The sequence below is a fragment of the Pedobacter sp. UYP30 genome (assembly GCF_040547165.1).
Lineage (GTDB): Bacteria > Bacteroidota > Bacteroidia > Sphingobacteriales > Sphingobacteriaceae > Pedobacter.
In genome coordinates this window covers 22244-45145 of sequence record NZ_JBEPPD010000010.1, presented here as the reverse complement: position 1 = coordinate 45145, position 22902 = coordinate 22244, and the positions used below count along the sequence as shown (strand labels likewise).

17 protein-coding genes are annotated in these 22902 nt (G+C 36.9%); 13 read left to right on the top strand and 4 right to left on the bottom strand.

The annotated features are described in order from the left end of the window. Positions 1-263: 263 nt before the first annotated feature. From ABIB40_RS12380 to gmd, 3 genes are all read left to right on the top strand, one after another. Positions 264-2441, top strand: a complete 2178-nt coding sequence (locus ABIB40_RS12380; protein WP_354359495.1) for a catalase — start codon at positions 264-266, stop codon at positions 2439-2441. 51 nt (positions 2442-2492) lie between these two features. Then, entirely contained in the window at positions 2493-2948 is a 456-nt protein-coding gene (locus tag ABIB40_RS12375) for an ankyrin repeat domain-containing protein (protein ID WP_354359494.1), read from the top strand. Positions 2949-3287: 339 nt separating this feature from the next. Then, positions 3288-4424 (top strand): GDP-mannose 4,6-dehydratase, encoded by a 1137-nt coding sequence (gmd, locus tag ABIB40_RS12370; RefSeq protein WP_354359492.1) that lies wholly within the window; start codon positions 3288-3290, stop codon positions 4422-4424. Between the two features lie 366 nt (positions 4425-4790). Here the strand turns inward: gmd and ABIB40_RS12365 are convergent, their stop codons facing one another. After that, on the bottom strand, positions 4791-6353 hold the full coding sequence (locus ABIB40_RS12365; protein WP_354359490.1) for a right-handed parallel beta-helix repeat-containing protein: 1563 nt from the start codon (positions 6351-6353) through the stop codon (positions 4791-4793). Positions 6354-6559: 206 nt separating this feature from the next. Between ABIB40_RS12365 and ABIB40_RS12360 the strand changes: the two genes are divergently transcribed. The 9 genes from ABIB40_RS12360 to ABIB40_RS12320 are packed head-to-tail and all read left to right on the top strand — an operon-like array spanning position 6560 to position 17305. Further along, positions 6560-7369 (top strand): polysaccharide biosynthesis/export family protein, encoded by an 810-nt coding sequence (locus ABIB40_RS12360; protein WP_354359488.1) that lies wholly within the window; start codon positions 6560-6562, stop codon positions 7367-7369. 2 nt (positions 7370-7371) lie between these two features. Continuing rightward, positions 7372-9684 carry a GumC family protein gene (locus tag ABIB40_RS12355; protein WP_354359486.1) on the top strand — a complete coding sequence of 771 codons (2313 nt, stop codon included), beginning with the start codon at positions 7372-7374 and terminating at the stop codon, positions 9682-9684. A gap of 11 nt (positions 9685-9695) precedes the next feature. Further along, a complete protein-coding gene (locus tag ABIB40_RS12350; protein WP_354359484.1) occupies positions 9696-11237 on the top strand; it encodes an MATE family efflux transporter in 1542 nt (513 codons plus the stop codon). Between the two features lie 8 nt (positions 11238-11245). Further along, positions 11246-12007, top strand: a complete 762-nt coding sequence (locus ABIB40_RS12345; RefSeq protein WP_354359482.1) for a glycosyltransferase — start codon at positions 11246-11248, stop codon at positions 12005-12007. Then, positions 12008-13315: an O-antigen ligase family protein gene (locus ABIB40_RS12340; RefSeq protein ID WP_354359480.1), complete on the top strand. Its 1308-nt coding sequence runs from the start codon at positions 12008-12010 to the stop codon at positions 13313-13315. A gap of 2 nt (positions 13316-13317) precedes the next feature. Next, entirely contained in the window at positions 13318-14361 is a 1044-nt protein-coding gene (locus ABIB40_RS12335; protein ID WP_354359478.1) for a hypothetical protein, read from the top strand. Positions 14362-14364: 3 nt separating this feature from the next. After that, entirely contained in the window at positions 14365-15213 is an 849-nt protein-coding gene (locus ABIB40_RS12330; RefSeq protein WP_354359476.1) for a glycosyltransferase family 2 protein, read from the top strand. Beyond that, positions 15213-16139 carry a glycosyltransferase gene (locus tag ABIB40_RS12325; RefSeq protein WP_354359474.1) on the top strand — a complete coding sequence of 309 codons (927 nt, stop codon included), beginning with the start codon at positions 15213-15215 and terminating at the stop codon, positions 16137-16139. Before ABIB40_RS12330 ends, ABIB40_RS12325 begins: the two co-directional genes overlap by 1 nt. Further along, a complete protein-coding gene (locus ABIB40_RS12320; protein WP_354359472.1) occupies positions 16139-17305 on the top strand; it encodes a glycosyltransferase family 4 protein in 1167 nt (388 codons plus the stop codon). The genes ABIB40_RS12325 and ABIB40_RS12320 overlap by 1 nt, the downstream gene beginning before the upstream one ends. Here the strand turns inward: ABIB40_RS12320 and ABIB40_RS12315 are convergent. After that, positions 17280-18671, bottom strand: coding sequence for an exopolysaccharide biosynthesis polyprenyl glycosylphosphotransferase (locus ABIB40_RS12315; RefSeq protein ID WP_354359470.1), 1392 nt, complete (start codon positions 18669-18671; stop codon positions 17280-17282). The genes ABIB40_RS12320 and ABIB40_RS12315 overlap by 26 nt on opposite strands. A gap of 24 nt (positions 18672-18695) precedes the next feature. Continuing rightward, positions 18696-19448: a WecB/TagA/CpsF family glycosyltransferase gene (locus ABIB40_RS12310; RefSeq protein WP_354359468.1), complete on the bottom strand. Its 753-nt coding sequence runs from the start codon at positions 19446-19448 to the stop codon at positions 18696-18698. 537 nt (positions 19449-19985) lie between these two features. On the opposite strand from ABIB40_RS12310, the gene ABIB40_RS12305 reads away from it, so the two are divergent. Beyond that, positions 19986-20876 carry a beta-1,6-N-acetylglucosaminyltransferase gene (locus ABIB40_RS12305; protein WP_354359466.1) on the top strand — a complete coding sequence of 297 codons (891 nt, stop codon included), beginning with the start codon at positions 19986-19988 and terminating at the stop codon, positions 20874-20876. Between the two features lie 227 nt (positions 20877-21103). Here ABIB40_RS12305 and ABIB40_RS12300 read toward each other — a convergent pair whose 3' ends face one another. Continuing rightward, complete coding sequence (locus ABIB40_RS12300) at positions 21104-22852, bottom strand: ATP-binding protein (RefSeq protein ID WP_354359464.1); 1749 nt, start codon at positions 22850-22852, stop codon at positions 21104-21106. Positions 22853-22902 lie beyond the last annotated feature (50 nt).

Genomic DNA, 22902 nt, shown 5'->3' with positions numbered 1-22902 from the left:
TATCCCGCAAAGGAAAGGTAAATGCTTTTCCCATTTAATGATGCAGTTTGGTTGTTCGTAAAAAGCTCGAAAATATCACGGGCATGACCAAATCGTAGTTGTCATATTTACTCAATACCTTAAATGGCCCTTATTTTAAGGTCTGGGCTTTTACAAATGGTTACCGCCAATATTTTTTTTAAAAAAAGGAAACTAACACAATAAAAAATGGGTTGTTTGTTTAGCTCTAACCATTTCTGGTTTAAAGCCATAAAAAATAAACCATGAACAGCTCAAATTCAAACAATAAAGGCAAATCAAGTAAGAAAATAGATGACCTTGCCAGTAACGTGGAAAACAGTCAAAATAAAAAGATGACCACCAACCAAGGTTTGAAGGTCAATGATGACAATAATTCTTTAAAAGCAGGCGATCGCGGCGCGACATTGCTAGAGGATTTTATTTTAAGAGAAAAAATCACACACTTTGATCATGAACGCATTCCAGAAAGAATTGTGCATGCGCGGGGATCGGGTGCGCATGGCGTGTTTAAAGTTTATGATGATTCTTTAACGCAATATACAAAGGCTGGGTTCTTAATTGAGCCCCAGCGCGAAACTCCAGTTTTCGTGCGTTTCTCTACCGTCGCCGGATTTCGTGGATCAGCGGATGTTCCAAGAGATGTGAGGGGGTTTTCTGTAAAATTTTACACAGAAGAAGGTAACTATGACTTGGTAGGCAATAATATGCCAGTCTTTTTTATCCAAGATGCAATTAAATTTCCAGACCTAATCCATGCGGTAAAGCCGGAGCCAGCTACCGAAATTCCTCAGGCGGCCTCTGCTCACAATACCTTTTGGGATTTTGTTTCACTATCGCCAGAGACCATGCATAACATTATGTGGTTAATGAGTGATAGGGCAATTCCTCGAAGCTTAAGGATGATGGAAGGGTTTGGTATCCACACCTTTCGTTTGATCAACGCCGAAGGAAAAGCAAATTTTGTCAAATTTCATTGGAAGCCATTATTGGGTGTGCATTCTGTTGTGTGGGATGAGGCATTGAAGATAAATGGTCAAGATCCCGATTTTCATAGAAGAGATTTACATGACGCTATTGAAACTGGTGCGTTTCCAGAATGGGAATTTGGGGTGCAAATAGTACCAGAGGAGGACGAACATAAGTTTGATTTTGATTTATTGGATCCAACAAAGCTTATCCCAGAAGAAATTGTACCTGTGCAAAAGATTGGAAAGATGACGCTAAATCGTAATCCCGATAATTTCTTTGCGGAGACAGAGCAGGTTGCTTTTCATCCAGGTCATTTAGTTCCCGGAATAGATTTTACAAATGATCCGTTGTTACAGGGTAGATTATTTTCTTACACCGACACCCAATTAAGCCGTTTGGGTGGCCCTAATTTTCACGAAATCCCTATAAATCGGCCAGTAGTGCCAATCCATAACAATCAACGAGATGGCATTGCTAGGATGGAAATTAATAAAGCCAAAACCAGTTATCACCCTAATTCTATATCCCAAGGCTATCCCGAACAGGCAAAAGTAGCCGATGGGGGCTTTGCGAGTTATCAGGAGCGTGTAGATGCGAATAAAGTAAGGGCGAGGAGCAAAAGTTTTATGGATTTTTTCAGTCAGCCGACTTTATTCTATAACAGTTTGTCAGAACCTGAGCAGAGCCATGTGATCGATGCATTTTGCTTTGAATTGGGCAAGGTAGATATGCCAGAAATCCGAAAAAGGGTAGTGGGGCTACTTACGCAGATTGATGATGACTTAGCTAAAAAGGTTTCCGATGGTTTGGGACTGGAAGTTGCAGAACCAGAAAGACCAATCAACCATCAATATGGTGCCGATGCAAACCCAAAGGATTATCAACCCATCAAAGTAAATCCAAAGCTTAAAAAATCAGCCGCATTAAGTATGGCGAATACTATTTTTGGTAACATCGCCACTAGGCAAATCGCCTTCTTAACGGCTGATGGCGTAGACGGAAATTCGATTGCCAAAATGAAAGCTGCTTTAGAAGCTAAGGGTGCTGTAGTGAAGATTATCGCGCCACACTCTGGATCTATAAAAGACAACAACGGAAAGGATATCAAAGTAGACCACAGCTTCTTAACATTTTCTTCTGTATTGGTAGACGCTATTTATATCCCTTCAGGAGATAAAAGTCTAGAAAAGCTAAAAGCAACCCCAAAAGCAGTGCATTTTATAGACGAAGCTTTTTTACATTGCAAGGCGATAGCGGCAGATAGATTGGGGGCAGATTTAATTAAAATGAGTTATGTGTCTACTTATCTAAAGAAAGACGCTACGCAACTAAAAGATATGGGCGTGCTAATTGATAATGGCTCGGAGAAGGAGTTTTCTAAGTCGTTTATCGAGGCTATCGGTAAACATCGTTTTTTTGAACGAGAAAAAGTCAGTAAAATTCCCGCTTAAAAAAAACAAAGAAGGGAAACTAGTCAACTTCTCTTCTTTTAATTTCTATATATGAAACTTATTGATGCATCGAGAATTGGCGACTTAGACAGAATGGCAACGCTTCTTAGAGATGGAGCTGATGTGAATTTTAAAGACGAAAAGGGATATACCCCTTTAATTATTGCAAGTTATAATAATCAGTTGGAAGCCGCTGAAATATTGTTGGCAGCGAAGGCCGATGTAAATGCAAGTGATAATGGTGGCAACACTGCATTAATGGGCGTGTGTTTTAAAGGATATTGGCCAATTGCTGTGCTTTTGCTTAACAAGGGCGCTGATATTAACGCCCGGCATGGGAACGGTGGCACCGCACTTATGTTTGCCTGTATGTTCGGGCGCAACAATCTGATCAAACTTTTAACAGATTTTGGCGCAGATAAAATGTTAATGGACAACAATGGTTTAATGGCAGTGGATCACGCTGGCATGCAAGGAAATGCGGAGGCCGTTGAGCTTTTGGTTTAACCACCATCTGTTAATAGGAAGTGGTAATTTGGTTGTGGCAAATTAGATAAAATAGGAATCTATTTTTTGTAAAATACTAATTTGTAAGGGTGCGGAAGCTATTAATGATTGAAAATTATGATAAGGACACAACTTCGATAATCCATTTCTAAATTTTATACAAGCTGAGCTATTTTCTTTCTTGAGATAAAAACTCTCCTACACACGACTAGGTGGGTTTTGTGCTGTGAATGATGAATTCCTTGAACACATTTTTGGCGTCTTGGAATCTGAGTAGAAATGCACTATAACCAATAAAATTAATAACTATCTTTGCAACCTTAAATACCGTAAATCTTTATGAAAGTAGCATTAATTACAGGCGTAACCGGGCAAGACGGTGCATATCTAGCGGAATTTCTTCTGAAAAAAGGTTATTTTGTGCACGGACTGAAAAGACGTTCTTCCCTGTTCAATACAGATCGAATCGATCACCTGTATCAAGATCCGCACGAAAATAATGTTCATTTCAAGCTTCATTATGGTGATTTGACAGACTCTACCAACCTCATCAGGATTATTCAGGAAACGCAGCCAGACGAGATTTACAATTTGGCAGCCATGAGCCATGTGCAGGTAAGTTTTGAAATGCCAGAGTATACAGCAAATGCAGATGGAATAGGCACGCTCAGACTGCTAGAGGCCGTTAGAATTTTAGGTCTGGAGAAGAAAACGAGAATTTACCAAGCGAGTACTTCAGAATTATACGGCTTGGTGCAAGCCGTGCCGCAGAGCGAAACAACACCGTTTTATCCACGTTCTCCATACGCTGTGGCGAAAATGTACGCTTATTGGATCACCGTTAACTACCGCGAGGCCTATAACATGTTTGCTTGCAACGGTATCTTATTTAATCACGAAAGCCCATTACGGGGAGAAACCTTTGTAACGAGAAAGATTACCCGAGCCGCGGCAAAAATAGCGCTCGGTTTACAGACATGCCTGTATCTGGGCAATCTATCTGCACAGAGAGATTGGGGGCATGCAAAAGATTATATAGAAGCCATGTGGCTTATTCTACAACAAGAGAAGCCTGAGGATTTTGTTATTGCAACTGGAGTAACCACTACCGTTAGAGATTTTGTGCGGATGAGTTTTGCCGAGCTCGGCATCGAAATAGAGTTTTCTGGGAAAGATGCAAATGAAAAAGGCGTGATCATCGGATTGGATGATGACCTCTTAGGTGAGCTTGGTATCGATAAAGAAAAGCTTTTTTTGGGTACAACAGTGGTAAAGGTAGATTCGAAATATTTTAGACCAACAGAAGTAGATTTACTTTTGGGCGATCCTACAAAATCAAAAACACAATTGGGTTGGGAGCCGAAGTATGATCTTGCTGCTTTGGTAAAGGAGATGATACTTTCTGATTTTGAGTTGATGAAAAAAGACGAATACCTCAAACAAGGCGGCTTTAACACCTTGAATTATTTTGAGTAGAATTTTGGCTTAGGAAAGAGAGAAGGAAGAACGTTGAGCGATAAAAGGTAGAAGGGTGATACCTAAGATTAAAGGCCAAGCTGAGAAGTTTTACATGGTAAGTAAACTCTCGCTCGGCTTGGCAATCTTCAAAGGTTCTCCTTTAAAATAGCTTTTTGGAAGCAATGGTAAACTTGCTAAACAATTCGTCCTTTAGATATTTGCTATTTCTTAATTTAACTCCTTTGTTACTGTCGGCAGTTTCTTCCGCTTTAAAAGATTATATAGATGCGATTTTTTTTAGCCATTAAGCCGTCGCGAAAGCTTTAAGATTACAAACCCCTATTTATGGATTTTTGTTGATGAATAAACCGTAGCTTTCTTTATTTACTGTACAAAATTATTTCCACTGAGCACAAGGTTTTTAAAACCTTTTAAATCTACCAGGCCACCAAAAACATGGTTGTTTTTAAAAATAACGTTTGCTGGCTTAGCCCCAAAAGCAGTAATGGCATTTACCGGCACATTTGCAGCGTTTTTGTTATTGTTTGCCCGAACCTGTAGGTTTTCCACCTTTGCATTATCAGTTCTTATCACTACGCCAAAATCTACACCTTTGCCAGCTGCAGCAGAAGGTAAAAAACTGATGGTATCGGCAATTAAGATCAATTGTTGATTAGCCGTTCCTGTTGGGTATTTTGTGTAGCTGAAGATTGCAAATCGGTCTTGAGTATTTGGGACTGAAAATTTAAAATGATTGTCTTTAAATTGGATAAGGTAGTTTTTTGCGCCAGATTCAATACTCACGCCCTTACTTAAATTGTTTGTAAATGAATTAGAACGAACGATGGCATTCGATTCATAATTTCCAAAAACATGCATACCTATAAGTGCTCCAGAGACGGTATTTTTTTCAACAATGGAAATAGGCAACTTATCGGCAGGCGCAGGAAATGTATAATTAAGAATAATGCCCGTAAATGCCGGGCCGCCATATATTTTATTTCCACTAACCCTTACCCCATAGTTGCCCCGCACCTCGACACCATAAACTTTGCCATGTTTTATTACATTGTTAACCACAGATGTATTTGTCCCAACTGCTGATAGTGCAATGCCATCAATTGCTTGGTTTGGGTCTTTTCCTGTTCCATCAATACTGTTGCCCCGAATCAATGTGCCATCGGTATTGCCCCAGTCCTCTATTCCCATTCTGCCTGCGTTTAGAACTTTGTTGTTTAAGACCTTACATCCCAAAATAAAATTTGATGGGTGATTGCCAGTTGCAGTAAGGGCGTTAGAGTAGGCTTTTGTTAATATATTGGCATCAACTACAGTAGAATCAGCCCCGTTTTCTGCATATCTAATTCCTAAAGTATTTATTTCGTTGCCATTTATAATGTTTTTCTTAGAATCTGTGCCAGAAACCCAAACGGCTTCCATTCCCACCTTCCCATAGTTCAAATGGAAATCGAAATTACAATGTCTTACTTCAAAATTTTGAGTATCGAGGATGAAGATACAGGCGTTTGCCCATTCTTTGAAACTGTATGGGTTTTCAGATTGGATAAACTTTATATTTTCAATGAGCGAATTGTTGGCTTGTTTTGCGAAAATATACCTTCCATGCGCTAATAATGTTCCGCCCATGCTTTTACCCGCTTTAATTATAGTACCTTTTTGGCCAATTAGCTTGGTGTTTGGTTTAAAGTTGAGGGTTTGATTTATAAGATAAACACCAGCTCTAAGATAGATGGTCGAAGAATCGTTAAGTAATTTTTGTAACCGTTGCGTATCATCAGATGTCCCATCTCCTTTTAAATTATAGGCACAAAAAGCGTGACCAGAAATTTCCTCAAAATTATTTTCGGAGTAAATTACAACAGACGATGATTTTGTGCAAGACAGCAGCGTTATTATTGAGCATGCAATGACAGATAGCTTATTCATTGTATTAAAATCAAATTCGGGCCTAGGGTGGGCTATTTTCTTTTTTGGTAATAATGTAATTATTTGAGCCTTGGATAAAATCTAATATGTAAAAAAAAACGTATAGTCTAACTAAAGAAGAAGAATTATATTTGTGGGGGCCAATAATTAGCCAAAGATAAAATAAAACGTAAATTTTTAACTATAAATTAACTGAAATAACAACTATGTTTAACACCTACAAAGGCATCTCAAGCCGCAAATGTTTATTCATTATCGCGACGTTTTTTATCTCGGTAACGCTTTTTTCTTGTGCTAGTACTAGAGATACGGTATATTTTAATAATCAGCAAGATGCAATTATTAAGGCCAGCAACCTGTCATCCAAAAACGTAATTCAACCAAACGATATTTTAAGTATCGCAGTTACCAGTTTAAATCCTGCCGCGACAGAAATATTTAACAAGCCAAATAGTTCTTACGTTAGTACGAGTAGTGTAACGGGGGCGAATTTACAATCTCCCGGTTATTTGGTAAGCAATGAGGGAAATATCCAATTCCCTGTTCTGGGAATGATGAAAATTACCGGAATGACTACCAACCAATTGAGAGAAAAAATTACCACTGAGCTACTTAATAAGAAATTACTTGTAGATCCTATTGTAATTATTAGGCAGTTAAACTTTAAAGTATCTGTTTTGGGTGAAGTAGGGCGTCCATCTGTGGTAAATGTTCCAAGCGAAAAAATATCTTTGTTAGAAGCATTAGGCTTGGCGGGAGACATTACTATTTATGGAAGAAAAGATAATGTGATGATTATTAGAGAAGAAGATGGTGAGAAAAAGATTAAGAGAGTTAACCTTAACACAAGCGATATATTTGCATCAGACTATTATTATTTAAAATCTAACGATATTGTTTATGTAGAGGCCAACAAAGCAAAAGTTGCCAGTTCTAAAAGAAGTGCCACTCTAATTCCAATACTTCTCAGTGCGCTTTCTTTTGGAGCGATTATTATTGACCGTCTTGTAAGATAATTATGAATATAATAAGGAAACCAGCAGAACAAAAAAATTCAGGTGGATCAAACGGACATCTTTTATTTAGGCTTTTGCCTTACTGGCCGCTTTTTTTGGGATTGTTTATAGTAGCCGTAATCGGTAGCTTTTTATATTTAAAGATTACACCTTCTATTTACGAGGCCAACGCAAGAATTTTAATTAATGAGAGAAAGGGTGATAATGAGATAAAGTCTGATGACCCGATGGGCTCAAATCTTTCAACAAAGCAAACTGTTGATAATGAGCGCGAGATTATTGTATCAAATCCCATTTTGTACAAGGTTGTAGAGCAGCTTGGAATCTATAGTTCTGTTTTTAACCAAGAAGGCCTAGCAAGCGTACTTTTATATAAAAAAGCGCCCATAAATATAATCGCGCAAAACCCAAAGACTGTTCCTTCTGTAAAAAAAACCAATTTTAAAATTGAAGGTGGGCACGTTGTCATCGATAATAAAAAATATCCTTTTGATAGGTGGGTAAAAATGCCCTATGCAACGGTTATGTTCAGGTTAAATCCCTCATATCGTGCTTCTGATAAGGATGATTTCAGCTTTGAACTTACGGCACCTAAAAAGGTGGTGGCATCAATCACCCAAAACATCAAAGTAGAGGAGGCCAATAAATTATCAACAATTTTAAACGTTTCCTTGCTAGATAGAGATCAGCGACGAGCTGAGGACGTTTTAAACGATATTGTACATTTGTACAGCCAATCGACTATAGATCAGCACAATTTGCTGGCAGAAAACACACAGGCATTTATAGATACAAGGCTGGGTTCGGTCGAAAAAAATCTATTGAATATTGAGAAAAAGCTCCAAAAGTACAAATCAGAAAAAAATGCTGTTGACGTTGGGACGCAAGGCAAGTTATACTTGGAGAACGTAAGTGTAAACGACCAAAAGGTTGGTGAGATCAATATGAAGTTGTCTGTTTTAGATCAAGTAGAGAAATATGTACAGTCTAAAGATTTAAGAGGCGGTCTTGTTCCATCTACGGCCGGAATTAACGATCCGGGCCTATCGCAGATGGTAAAAGACATTTATGAACTTCAGCTTACTGCAGAAAGCTTGCGCAAGACTACTGGAGCGAACAACCCGATGGTAATTTCTTATGAAGACCAAATAAAGAAAATTAAGCCTCAAATACTTCAGAATTTAAGAAACCAGAGAAATAGTCTTTCGGCGAGTCGGAATGATCTGGCAAGTACAACAAATAATTATTCTTCTGTTTTGCAATCTATTCCAGAGACCGAAAGAAATTTGGTTGATATAAATCGTCAACAACAAATTCAAAGTGGCATCTACACTTTTTTGCTTCAGAAAAAAGAGGAAACAGCTCTTTCTTATATTACCAACGGATCTGATAACAAGATAATAAGTAACGCAGAATCGTCAGAATACCCAGTTAGTCCAAATCGTAAAATGATATTGCTGTCAGCACTTTTTGCTTCTGGTATTCTCGGCATTGGGTTCGTAACGGTTAAGGAAGGTGTTAGAAGAAATGTAATGTTTCAAAGCGAAATCAATTCGCTAACTTCTTTGCCGGTAATAGCAGAGATTAGTGCGCACTCGTCGAAAAATTATATTGTTATAGGCTCTCAACAAAGAACACTTATTGCTGAACAGTTTAGAAGCTTGCGGACCACATTACATTTTTTGGGTGTTGGCAAAGAAGATAAAAGAGTTATGGTAACTTCTGCCATTGCTGGAGAAGGTAAAAGTTTCGTTGCTTCGAATTTGGCTGTTAGTTTGGCCATGACGGGCAAAAAAGTTGCTCTGCTAGATTTTGATTTGAATCACCCAACATTACATCATAAGTTTAACATGAAACAATCTGTAGGCATTTCAGAATATCTTGAAGGAACTGCTACAGAATCTGATATTATTCAGCAGTCAGACGCCAATGAAAACTTATCTTTACTGTTAACGGGCAAACTTCCGCTTTATCCTGCCGAATTGATTTTAAATGGTAGGGCAAATGAACTTTTTAAATATCTTGATGAACGCTTTGACTTTATCATTGTAGACGTGCCACCGGTTGGCCCAGTGTCTGACGCATATATTTTAGCACCTTTTTGTGATGCCACACTATTTGTTGTAAGGCATGCCTACACGCCCAAAGTCTTTGTAGAAAGAATAGATGAGAACATAAAGTTGAACAAACTTCCAAATCCTGCAATAATATTTAATGCCGTGGCACAAAGAGGATTTTGGAAAAATAATTATGGCTATGGTTATGGAGCGGGTATGGTTTATGGCGGGGCGTACGACCAAAAATTAATCGAGTAAAATTTGATTTAATGGATAAAAATATTCTAAAATGGAATTTTATTTTTCAGTACGGTTATGTTATAACCAACATTTTTAATTCGCTAATTCTTTTACCGTTTTATCTTCACAAGATAGACGCCTCTACTTTGGGGCTTTGGCTTGCCACGGGGAATATTCTTGCGTGGATGACTTTGGCCGACCCGGGAGTGGGAGACGTGCTGCAACAGAAGATAGCGCAGCTTAGAGGTAAAAATGAGGTAGAAGAAATTAATTTAACCATTGGATCTGGTATTTTAACTGCAATTTTTATCTTAATTATCGCCATTATTGCAGGGGTTACTTTTTATTTCCTCATCGGAACAATTATTAATAAAGATGTTTCGCAATATAAGGGCTTGCAAACTGCGTTGTTAATTTCCATAATAGCAACAGGCATGTCATTGGTTTCTTTCAGCTTGTCAGGAATTAATCAGGGCTTACAAAATTCTGCACAGGTCGCAATCAGTTCATTATCGGGCAACTTTGTTTTTTTAATTATTAACATTATTTTACTTTTTTCGGGTTTTGGAGTTGTAGCTATCGCCTTTGCAAACCTTTGCCGTGCTTTTTACATCAATATATATAATTATAGTGCTCTAAGAAAGCAATTGCAACGAGATAAACTAAAAATAATTTATAGTACGGCACATTTAAAAAAGTTTATTAAAATATTTTCATTCACTTCTCTGTCGAGAATAATAGGAGGTTTTTCTGCAAGTTTGGATATGATTTTTCTGGCGAGGTTTATCGCTCCGTCAATGATAACGATTTTTGAAATTAATAAGCGCCCAATCCAAATGACACAGTCGCTTGTTGGGCGGCATTCCGTTGCGCTTATGCCGTTAATCTCTCACGCACAAGGAAAAGGAGATTACGCAGAGATCAAATCGTTGATTTATACTCAGTTCAAATATTATTCTTATGCGGCTATCTTTTTGGTTTTTGTTTTCATTTATAACTATGAGAATTTAATTACTTTATGGACTGGAAATGGAAAATATGCTGGCAATACCGTTGTACACCTTTTGGTTGCCAGTTTCTTTTTTACATTAATCGGCTATTTTTCTTCTAACATGGGTTATGCGCTCGGAGATATTAAAGTAAACAGTTTCATTACTATAATGAAAGGAATTATATCTGGTTTGTTATATTATTTCTCTAGCAAATATTACGGTTTAGTCGGTTTGCTTATTGTGATGGTAGCGATAAGTATTGGGGTAGATTTTACTCTTTTTAGTTTAAGACTGCATAAAGTTGGTTTTCTAGATGGCAAATTCGTTACATCTATACTTAAAAGATGGGTTGTTATAATTCCGCTGGCAGCCGGGCTAAGCTGGGCCATAGCGTATGGCGCAAATTTGATAGTTCCGTCGAGTATGAAAATTATTAGTATAATGTTAAACGGTGCACTTTTTTCTGTCTTGTTTGCAACCACCGTACTAACAATTGATAAAGAATTGAAAGAAACACTGCGCCTTAAACTTTCATCTATTTTTTCCAAGGGCTATAAAACCGAAGAAACTCTTAAATAAAAAGAAATATGGCAAAATTCGTTATTATGCTACGTGTTAAAGATGGTATTTTCTTCGCCGAGGAATGGTTGCGCTGTTTTGAGAAATTGGCAGACGAGATCGTGGTACTTGATAACGGTTCTACAGATGGCACCTTCGAAATGTTAAAGAAGCATCCTAAAGTTGTAGAAGTTATTCAAACGGAAGGTTACAACGAAGGAAGAGACAAAAATATGCTTTACGAGCGGGTAAGGTTGCGAAAACCAGATTGGTGTTTGTGGGTAGATATCGATGAAACATTTGAACCACAATTAACAAGGGCTCATTTTGATAAGCTTATGGCAAGCAGATTTGTAAACAAGTTTGCTTTTAGGAGATTTCACTTTATTGATAGGACTCATTTTGCAGGGTCTCTCTATCGCTTAAATTATTCGGCAGGTCATGATAGGTTAATGTGGCGTGAAAACCCATCTGGCTATTTTCAGAACCTAATAATAGATTCTCCTAATGTAAAGGGCATTAAGGGGTTAAAAAGCAACACCAACTTTAGGCTAAAACACTTAGGCTACATTAGTAAAGAACTCGTTGATAAAAAGGCAGAAATATACAGAGCAATCATTCCCGAAAAAGAGGATATTTTCCAAAGCATGTATCTAGACGGAGAACGACCCATAAAATTTAACGACAACCGAAAGAGTTTAAATACGATTATGCTCAATCAGTTTCTTAATTTTTTACAGCTTACGCATATTGTTCCAAAAGTTATAAGAAGAGTAAAAAGAGTATTTTAAATGAATTATATCATCAAAATTTCCAAGTATGAATTTTCGATAGGGGAGATTTTGTTGCTGTTCTTCACTTTTTTCTTGATGGAAAATATATTTTCCTGGCTAGTCTTACCAAATTCAGTAATTATATTGATGTATGAGAAGTTGCTGAGTCTGGTGATTTTTGCTTACATCATTTTTAAATTTAACCATCTTCAAAAAAACGAAAAAATATACATTGCCTTATTGGGCTTTGTAGTAATAAAGCTCATTTTCGAATCTATGCTTTTTTATGGAAGCATATTTCAACAGCTAACGCTTTTTACCATTTTGTTTTCTGTTGCCTATACTATTTTTATCAAGTTTATTTGCAGAACCTACGATTTCGATATTTTAGAGCTAGTCGCCCAGTTTTATTTATGGGTGTATATTGTTTTTATGCTAATTTACGGCAGGGGATTTTCATTCAGTTTAGCAAGCGTACAAATGGTAGATTACGGGCCATTTTCTGGCGATAGCCGGATCATACACGCAAGATCTATCTTTATGATGATTGTTCCACTACTTTGGTACCTTAACCAATTTTTGCGGAAGGGTAAAATTTCTGCGCTTTTATTGTTCATTTTCTGTGCGACTGTAATTGTAGTACATCAGCACAGATCTGTTTGGGCGAGCGCTATTTTTGCATTGGGCGTTTACCTGTTTATGAGTTTACGCAACAATAGCCTACCTATATCTCGAGTAATGAAAACATTTTTAAGTGGCATTATTTTTTTGGCGCTTCTTACATTTGTAATTTCACAGGCATTCCCTGGTTTTCTCCAATTCTTTTCAGACAGATTTAGTGAAATCCTTGATCCGACCAGAGAAGACGGTACTGGCAAATTTAGAGCTGACCAATTCGACGTTTACTTCCCCATGGCTTTAAAACGGCCGTTTTTTGGATGGACATTTGAGGGATTTGAAATGAAAAATCCTTTGGTAGACTGGTGGCCGGCAAAAACCGGGCAACATTTTCATGAAGCGTATATGGAGACGATTTTCTACCATGGTTTTTTTGGCTTGGTATTGAAGTATTTTTATTTGATTTACCTGGCCTTTAAATCTTTTAGCAAAAAGCTAAATCAAAAATCTATCGTATTGATAGCATTCTCTTTGGCAGGATTAATATTCTCTTTCAGCTATGTGCTTCCGTTAATTTTTTGGGGCGTTGTTGGATTGTGCCTTTATTACCTCGAGAAAAATTGGGATGAAGACAATGAGGTTTTTATAGAACCAGAACACGTTACCATTTTTAACAATCCCGTAAAAGAAAATATAAAACTAAATTAAGTATGGATTATATATGCACTTGGATATGCACAGATGCCGTTGGAGAGGAAAGTATTTACCCTCAAACTGGAGAGAAATCATCTGGACAAAAACATCAGAATATATATTGGAGGTGTATCCTATTATTTTTTGCGACCAGCAAAAGGTTTAACAAAACCCAAAAACATGTGCTTTTTAGCAATACCAAATCAATGCCATTGCTAAATGGACGTTGGGTTGCAGAAAGCTTAGCTGAACTGGACGTAGAAATTATTTTTACCGATTTTAATTACAAAACACCAAAAGGTTATTTCAACCTATTTCAAAATCAGTTCTTCGAATTTTCAATTTTGGAGTACATAGTTAATAACAATAAACATTTGGAAGATCAGTACCTCATCTTAGATTCAGACTGCATTTTTACGCAGTCTGTTCAGCCGCTTTTTCGCGCGGCTGCTCCAAAAGGTTTTATATCACTCGAAGATGATTGTACAACCGATTTGGTTATCCACGGGCTAAGTAGGAAAGACATGAAGATGCTCTACGAGGAGTTATTAGGTAGAAATATAGATGATATTCCAGGATATCATTTAGGCGAGTTCTTTATGGCAAGCGTTAAAAACATTGGTGTAATTTATGCGGATTTTAAATTGTTATGGCCAAAAATGTTAACAAGATTTGAAAATAAGCAGCCTAAATTTAATGAAGAAGCACAGACGCTGAGCTTTATTTATTATAAGAATAATTTCGAATCGAGCAAGAGCAAAACTTTTTTGAAAAGAATTTGGACAAATCCTGTTTTCTACAGAAACGTAGAAAATACAGATGTTAATGTGGCAATATGGCACCTTCCTGCAGAAAAAACGTATGGGCTGGCTTCATTATACCAAGAGTTGATAGTTAATAAAGAACATTTTGGATTAAAAATTCCTCATAATATTTATATGGCAAAACTCAAGCAGCTTTTGGGTGTCCCCTTTTTAAATTTAAGAGGTTATACCAAATATTATATGTTAAGTTATTACAGGGCGCTAAGTAAAAGGACTAAGAATTTTTTTAATAATTAAAACATGGAAATAGCGGTACTTTTAGCAACATTTAATAGGAAGGAGAAAACACTTTCGTGTTTAGAAAGTCTTTTTAAACAAAACATTAATAACCACATTAATTTAAACGTTTTCCTTACAGATGATAATTCTTCTGATGGTACCCAAGCAGCAGTTAAGAGATGTTATCCATTTGTTAATGTGCTGAAAGGAACAGGCAGTTTATTTTGGGCAGGCGGAATGAGAAATTCTTGGACAAACGCGATAAAAAGCAAACCAGATTACTTTTTGCTAATAAACGACGATACATTACTTAAGCCAGATTGTGTGAGCAAATTATTAAAATATTACGAGACAGATAAGGCTGGAGGAATTGCAATTGGAAGCACCATCGATGTAGAAAAAAACAAAATATCTTACGGCGGACACAAATTGTTTTACGCTGATAAAGTGCCCTGTTTTAGCGTTTTTAGCGAAACAGAGTATTTGGAATGCGACATGGCAAATGCAAATATTATGATGGTTCCAAAGAACGTTGTAAAAGAAATTGGCATCTTGTCTTCTGAATTTACGCACAGCATTGCCGATTTTGATTATACATTAAGAGCTAAAAAAGCAGGATTTAAAACTACTGTTGTTCCTGGTGTATTGGGCAGTTGTGTAGATGATAATTTAAACGACGAATTTAAAATAAAAAGAAATTTAAAACAGCGCATAGCTCATTTAAAAAGTCCTAAAGGGTTAGCTTATAAAGAATACATGGGCTTTATAACAAACCATTTTCCATCGCACAAACCAATAGTATTTATTAAAATATGGGCGAAAACGCTGTTTCCAGTGCTATGGCAAAAAATTAAAAAAACCAACAATTAATGGAAAGATCAATCGTAATTGGCGTTTTTTGTTACAACAGGGTAAGCAAGTTAAAACGTTGTATCAATGCACTTTTGACTAATCCAGAATGTGCCGAAATGGACATAGTTTTTTTTAGCGATGGACCGAAAAAAGGGGACGACCATACGCCGATAAAAGAAGTTAGAAATTATATCGACAATTTAAAAGGGTTTAAGTCGGTAATTAAACACTATCGAGAAGAAAATCTCAGTACAGGTCCAAATTTTAGAACGGGCCTAACCTTTTTAGCTGATAACTACGAACAGTTTATAATTGTAGAAGATGATTTAATTGTTAGTTCGAATTATGTAAAGTATCTTTTGGATGCACTTGCATTTTATAAAGATGATAAATCTGTTTTCTGCGTTACGGCTTATGTTTTTCCGATAGAAACAAAAGGGTATAATTATGATACCATTGTTTACAAAAGATTTTGCTCTTACGGATGGGCTGGTTGGGGCAATCGTTTCGATTCTGTTATTTGGGATGAAAGAGAGCTAGAGCAGTTAATGAACACTTCTCCAGGGTTTAAAAAACGGCTTAACGCAGAAGGATATGACTTGGTTAGAATGTTAAAAAAGCAGATTGGTGGAAAAATTTCTACTTGGGATATCCAAATGCAGACCCATGTTGCAGAAAACCGGTTAAAAGTTATCTACCCTGTATTATCTAAAGTTAGCAATATTGGGTTTGATGAAGAATCTACAAATACATCGGGCGTAAATTATTTGATTACCCCGGTTGATGATGGTAAAAAAAGATCATTCCGCTTTAGTCCATCTACAAATGTGCTACCCAATTTACAAGCTCAAATCAAAGCCCCCTATTCCTATAAAACACTTGTTATCAGGAAACTTAGAAACGAGTTCATTAAGCTAACGAATAGCATAAAAAAAGCTGAATAATGAAAATCTTGTTTATTCATACCTTTTACAAACTTGCAGGGGGGGAAGATACTGTTGTGCAAAATGAAATAGACTTGCTGCAACAGAACGGCCACGAGGTCGAACTGCTTCGGTTTGATAATAGCCCATTTAGCTTGGCAAAACTTCTTACAATGCCATTTAACATCGGTTCCTACCTAAAAACAAAAAAACAAATTAGAAGATTCCGTCCAGATGTTATACATATTCACAACATGCATTTTGCTGGCTCTCCATCTATTATTTATGCTGCAGATGCTACAGAAATTCCAATAGTAATTACCCTGCATAATTTTAGGTTTTTGTGCCCGTCTGGCAGTTTGTATTTTGAAGGGAAGATTTTTCTAGATTCATTAAAGCCGGGTTTTCCATGGTTAGCGGTTAAGAAAGGGGTATATAAAAACTCTAAAATTTTAACCTTTTGGTTGGCTTTTTCTAATTACATGCACCAAAAACTAAAGACGCTTAATAAAGTAGATACCTTTATTGTTCTTGGTGACCATTCTTATAAATTGTTTTCAGAATCGCATCTAAAAAGCTATGTTGAAAAAATTGTTGTCAAAGCAAATTTTTCGCCAGAAAGACTAGCGAGTATACCATCAGAAAAGAGTTATTTTTTGTTTATTGGAAGGTTGACTGAAGAGAAAGGAATAAAAACTTTGCTTAAAGCAGTATCGGGAACGGATATTCCGTTAAAAATTGTTGGCTCTGGACCTTTAGAAAATTTGGTAGCCTCCGTTTGTGCAGGCAATTCAAATATTGAGTTCTTAAAGCAACAACCCTCGTACAGAATAGACGAACTTTTAAACAGCGCCGAGGCCCTTGTTTTCCCTTCTGAATGGTACGAAACTTTTGGGATGGTTTTAACAGAAGCGTTTTCAAAATCGATACCTGTAGTCGCCTCAAACTTGGGCAATATTAGCACCATTGTAAAAAACGAGATAAACGGCTTGACTTTTGAACCTGGAAATTATGAAGACTTGCGGGCGAAACTATTGTATTTTAAGCACCTTTCCAGTCAAACAAAAGCCAAGTTCAAATACGAGGCCCAAGCATCGTATCTAGAAAAATACACTCCAGCTGTTAATTATCTACAGCTCATAAAGATTTATGCTGATGCGATTAGTAAGCGTTCTTATCGCCGATGATCATTTTATGAACGGTTAGCCAGATAATCTTCAAATCTAGCCAAGTATTCCAGTTCTCAATATACCAAATATCAAATTCTACCCGCCTCTTTAACTGTATATTCTCTTTTATTTCTCCTCGTAAACCATTTATTTGCGCCCAACCGGTAACCCCAGGTTTTGATAACATACGGATGGTATACCTTTCTTCAATGGTTGCAAAACTAATGTCGTGTTTGAGCATGTGCGGCCTGGCGCCAACTACAGACATATTCCCCATCAAGACGTTAAAAAACTGTGGCAGCTCATCTAAATTGGTTTTTCTTAGAACTCTTCCAACCTTTGTCAGTCGGTTATCGCCCTTTTTTACCTGTATTTCCGTTCCGACAGCAGTAGGGGCTTGCTTTAAAGTACGCAGCTTTATGCATAAAAAGTCTTTATTGTTCTGTCCACCACGTTTTTGCTTGAAAAAAACTGGCCCTTTGGAATCAATTTTTATAATTACTGCCAGTATTGGAAGCAGCCATGAGAGCAGAAAAACAGTAATAAGTGAACTAATTATAATGTCGAAAAATCTCTTCTTCAACTGTGCCGTTGCATAATTCATGGGTTCGGATCTTAAAGAAAATACAGGTAGTTCATCGATGAAATCTAAATGTGCTTTCCTGTTAAGAAATTGATATAGGTCTGGAACAAACCTAAACCTAATAAATTCTTTTTCTGCCTGCTCTGCCAAATCGTACAAGTACGGAAATTTTTCTGGCGATAGCGTGCAGTAAATCTCAGCAACTTCATTTTGCCTTGCAAAATCGAAGCTTTTATCAATCGTACCCAAATAATGCAGCCTCATACTTCCAGAACTGTGGTCTATATCATCAAAGCAACCTAGACACCTTAAACTACTTTCAGAAGAGGCAAACGACTTAATTAATGTGTCGGCTGTTTCGTTATAGCCGATAATAATTATTTTCCTAAAAAATTTGCTGTTGGATCTTGTATAGAGCACGTAGCTTATCAAAATCAGTCTAGATACTAAGAGAACTAAGCCGAAGCCCAAAACAATGGCCGCGATAAGGTATGTTGTATACTCAAAATTTGCAAAATAAATGACAGTAGAGAGCAGAGCGGCGAAAATTAGATAGGATAAAATTGTTCTTCTTATCAAAATTCGAAGATTAACCTGTTTATATATAACATAAACAGTTAATAGATAAGAACTTACCAGCCAGACAATGTTAGAGCTTAGGTTTAGAATTATCAAATCTCGCAAATCTGACTGCGGAGTTTTCTCGAAGAATAATAAGGGTATAAGATAAAGCGCATTCAGTAAGACCAAATCTACAATGAGGAAGAAAATCCGATGAAAATTGGTGTATTTTTGTATCATAAAACTGGACTGTTTGAAGAAGAGCTAAGCGGTTTCTCTTGAATGAGCTAAAAATCTAATTTTCAGAATGTAAAAAATGTAAATGGGACCGTAGTAAAGGTATCTTTTCCACATTCTTGATGGATTGCTTAGCAAGCGACCCATCCACTCTAATTTATATTTGAGGAAGAATTTACCCGGCCTTTTAACGGTTTCGGCATAAAAATCGAAAACAGCACCTATAGAACAAATATATTTTGCGTCTACTCGATCTTTAAACTGTTGAGACCATTTCTCTTGCTTAGGAGCCGTTAAGCCGATAAACAATGCATCTGGCTTAAATTCATTTACGGCATTGATCATTTGTTCGTCATCATCTGCAGAAAATGAGGGCTTAAAGGGAGGCGCATAAGTGCCAACCTTCAAGTTGGGATATTCCTTGGAAAGCTTAATCCTTATCTTGTTCAGCGTCTCTTCAGAAGAACCTAAATAAAAGCATTTTCCATTTTTCTTATTTAATGAGGATAAAAAATATAGATGTAAATCTGTACCAGAAATCTTATTTATCTTTTTTCCAGTTAGCAGGCGCTCTGCCAATACAACACCATCGCCGTCTGGTAAAAGTATGTCGCAGCTTTTCAACGCATTTCTAAAAACTGGATCTTTTTGCGCAATGCAATAAGAATACTGGTTGATTGTATTGATTACAATCTTGCTATCGAAGGGCAGTTCATCCAATTTTTTGAGGTACAGATTATAATTTAAACCGATTCTTTTAAGATTTAACATGTTTTTCATAAATCTTACTAATAAATAATACTAAGACTACTGTTTTTGTAAAAGTATTATACGATTTTTTTGAGTTTACAGTTTTTAATTATTGAAATAATAATCAATTTTATCGTTGTTGAGGCTACATCGACAACCATTTAGAGTAAACCTCGATAAAAAGAGCTAAAAGTTTTAAGCTTATTTCGGCAGCGCCAGATAAGCAAATAAATTATGCGAAAATATCCTGCAAAAACTTAAAAAACAACCAATTATTTCGCACAACATGTTCCCAAGAATTAGGGTTTTATTAAAAAAGTTGAGAACTTATTTTAGTTAAGCGCAAGGAGAATTTAAAAGTAAGCTTCCGAACCTCGATAGATTTTTTAGGAGTTCGATTTTAAAAACCAATTTAAACCTAACGTGTTCTGCCTAAAAATTTAATTTGTTGCTTGTTTATAGCAAGACATACAGGCCACAATTTTTTTATAACCTATAATACACGCTGTGAAACATAATTCTTTAATTTTTTATTCTTTAAAACGCAAGCGTAACTAGTTCTTATTTATGAAAAAAGCGTACCTGATTATGGCTCACAAGTATCCAAGCCAACTTTGCCGCCTTGTAGATAGGCTAAATGATGGACTGTCACATTTCTTTATTCATATTGATAAAAAAGTAGATATTTCTCAGTTTGATTCGCTAAAGGTTTTTGGCGATAAGGTGGTTTTTATTGACAGATTTGATGGTCAATGGGGAAGATACGGAACAACTTTGCCACTTTTGGCTGGTTTAAAAACTATAAAACATAGCCTGTTTTCTTTCGACAGAATAATTTTATTGAGTGGGCAGGATTATCCAATAAAAAGTAATAAGGAAATAAATGAATTTTTCCAGAGTTCACCTTATTCAGTTTTTATCAATTTTTTCCCTATTCCAAACTTAGAAAAGTGGCCAGGCAAAGACAGAGGAGGGCTGTATAGAATAGATAAATATTACTTTGGCGAAAAATGGTGTAATCGAGTTGCGTCTAGAACACTAAACCTGCTCTCTATACCGATGGCATTTTTACGCAGGAGAATACCAAAGGAAATGGCTGCCTATACTGGCTCTGCCTGGATAAATTTAGATATGTACGCCCTAAATTATATTTTAGACTTTCATGAAAAAAATCCAGAATACCTAAAATTTCATAGAAATAGTTTTGTAGCCGACGAAGTGTTTATACACATGATAGTGGGAAACTCTAGAGATGAGGGCTTATTAGCAAGAATGCAAAACTCAGAAAAACGATTCATCATTTGGGAAAGCCCCCAGAGCCCTCACCCAAAAATACTTCAAAGTTCAGATTTTAAAAGCATAAAGTTGTCGGAAGACTTATTTGCCAGAAAATTTGATGAAGAAGCTGATGCCGAGATTTTAGATTTAATTGATTCGGAACTATTGTTTAAGGAATAGGGTGGGTTTACTGTGGCTAAAAATCCCAACGATAAAAGACGTGTAGTAGTATTTACAATCATTTAAAAACTGTATTATGAGATAGGGGAGGTGGTGTATTTCGAAGTAACTGGCCAACTGGGTACACGGAAAATTGGCCACGTGAATTGGGTTTCGTTTCCTGTCAGATTAGTATATCTTTCCCCAATCCATGTAAAAAATTATTTTCAAAACCAATTTCCAAACAATTACGCCTCTACCAAAGGCAAACTGAAATGGAAATTGGATCCAGCGCCTAACTTACTTTTTACCCAAATTTTTCCATCGTGTCTGAGTATGATTTCTGAGCAAAGATATAACCCAATTCCAAAGCCAGCAATAGTTGCTGATTCTTTACCCTCAACTCTATAAAAACGATCAAAAAGTTTTTTTTGATCAAGCTCGGTAATCCCCATGCCCTGATCTTTTACGCTCATCAATGCGTTTTTAGCTTCGGCCACACATGCAACATCTATTCTAGAACCTTTTGGAGAGTATTTTACCGCATTGCTTATCAGGTTGTTGATAACCTGACCAATTTTATCTCGATCAGCCTCCACTAAAATATACGCTATTGGGGCGAAGATAATTTCGTGCGAGGTTATCATTGCAGTTGATTCTTCTTCTACTTCCTTTACCAGTTGCGAGAGGTCAAAATGTTGCTTGTCTACATAGATTTTGCCAACTTCAAGTCTAGATACGTCAAGGAAGCCACTGATCATGGCGTTCATTTTTTTTACCTGACGCGTAACCCTTTCCAGGGCATTTATCGCAAAATCATCTTCCTGTTTTTTTGCCCTCAGCTCCAACATTTGTATAAAAGCGCCCATAGAAGTTAGGGGTGTTTTAAGTTCATGGCTTACCATGGCTATAAAATCGTTCTTACGCTGCTCGTTCTGCTTTCGTTCGGTTATGTCTATCATTGTCCCAGAGAAGTGTTCGGGTCTTTTGGGGTCATTAATTACATTAAGCTTACCCGTTGCCCTTATCCATCTTTGCTTATTGGTAAAGCGCTCAATAATTGGGTATTCCATATTACAAGGAATACCTTTCTTAATAGACTCATTGATAGCATCGACCACTAAATCTCTAAATTGTGGTTCAATCTGCTCAATCGCCGCACTGTACGGCATAGTTTCATCTCTGCCATATCCAAAGAAAGCCTTCATCCGCTCAGAGGGTCTAAACTCTTTGGTTTTCGTATCAATATGCCAGGTGCCGAGTTCAGCTTGCTCTATGGCTAAAGCTTTAATTTCCTCACTTTCTGCTAGGTTTGCCAAAATTTTTGCCAAACCGTTCTGCAGTTCTTTTAGCTCCTTGTTGGTTGATAGCAGTTCTGTATTAGCCTTTTTCTCGCGCTCAATTAGCAGCTTTTGATTTACAGCCGCATCCTTTAACTGGCTGTTTAGTAAGAGTTCTTTTGCTTCTGATGATCTTAGTTCGGCATTTAGTTCTTCGAGCATCAGCACTTTTCTCCTTAGTTCTAAAGTGTCCATAACTTGGCCAGCTATAATTTTTAGGGAAGATACCTGCTCTTCGGTCAAGGTTCTTTTTTCTGGATCGATAACACATAGTGTTCCCAGCTTAAAACCATCTTCATTGGTAAGCGGAACACCGGCATAAAAGGAAATGTTCGGGTCTCCGGTTACTAGCGGATTATCTTGAAAACGAAGGTCGGCTTTGGCATCGTGTACAACCATAATCTCATCTGGAGAATTAATAGCATGAGCGCAAAACGACTGACTTCTAGGTGTCTGTGAAACACCAAGCCCCTTATGAGATTTAAACCACTGCCGATCTTTATCTACAAAACTTATCAACGCTATTGTAGTTCCACAAATTTGCGAAGCCAATTTGGTAAGGTCATCAAAGTCTTTCTCCTCAGCAGTGTCTAGGATATGATATGTCTTGAGCGCTTCGAGCCTTCTGTGTTCAATACGCTCTGGATTTTCTACCATCTTCTTTAAAAATTATGTTGGAATTTGGCCAAGTGCACATTGTGAATCAT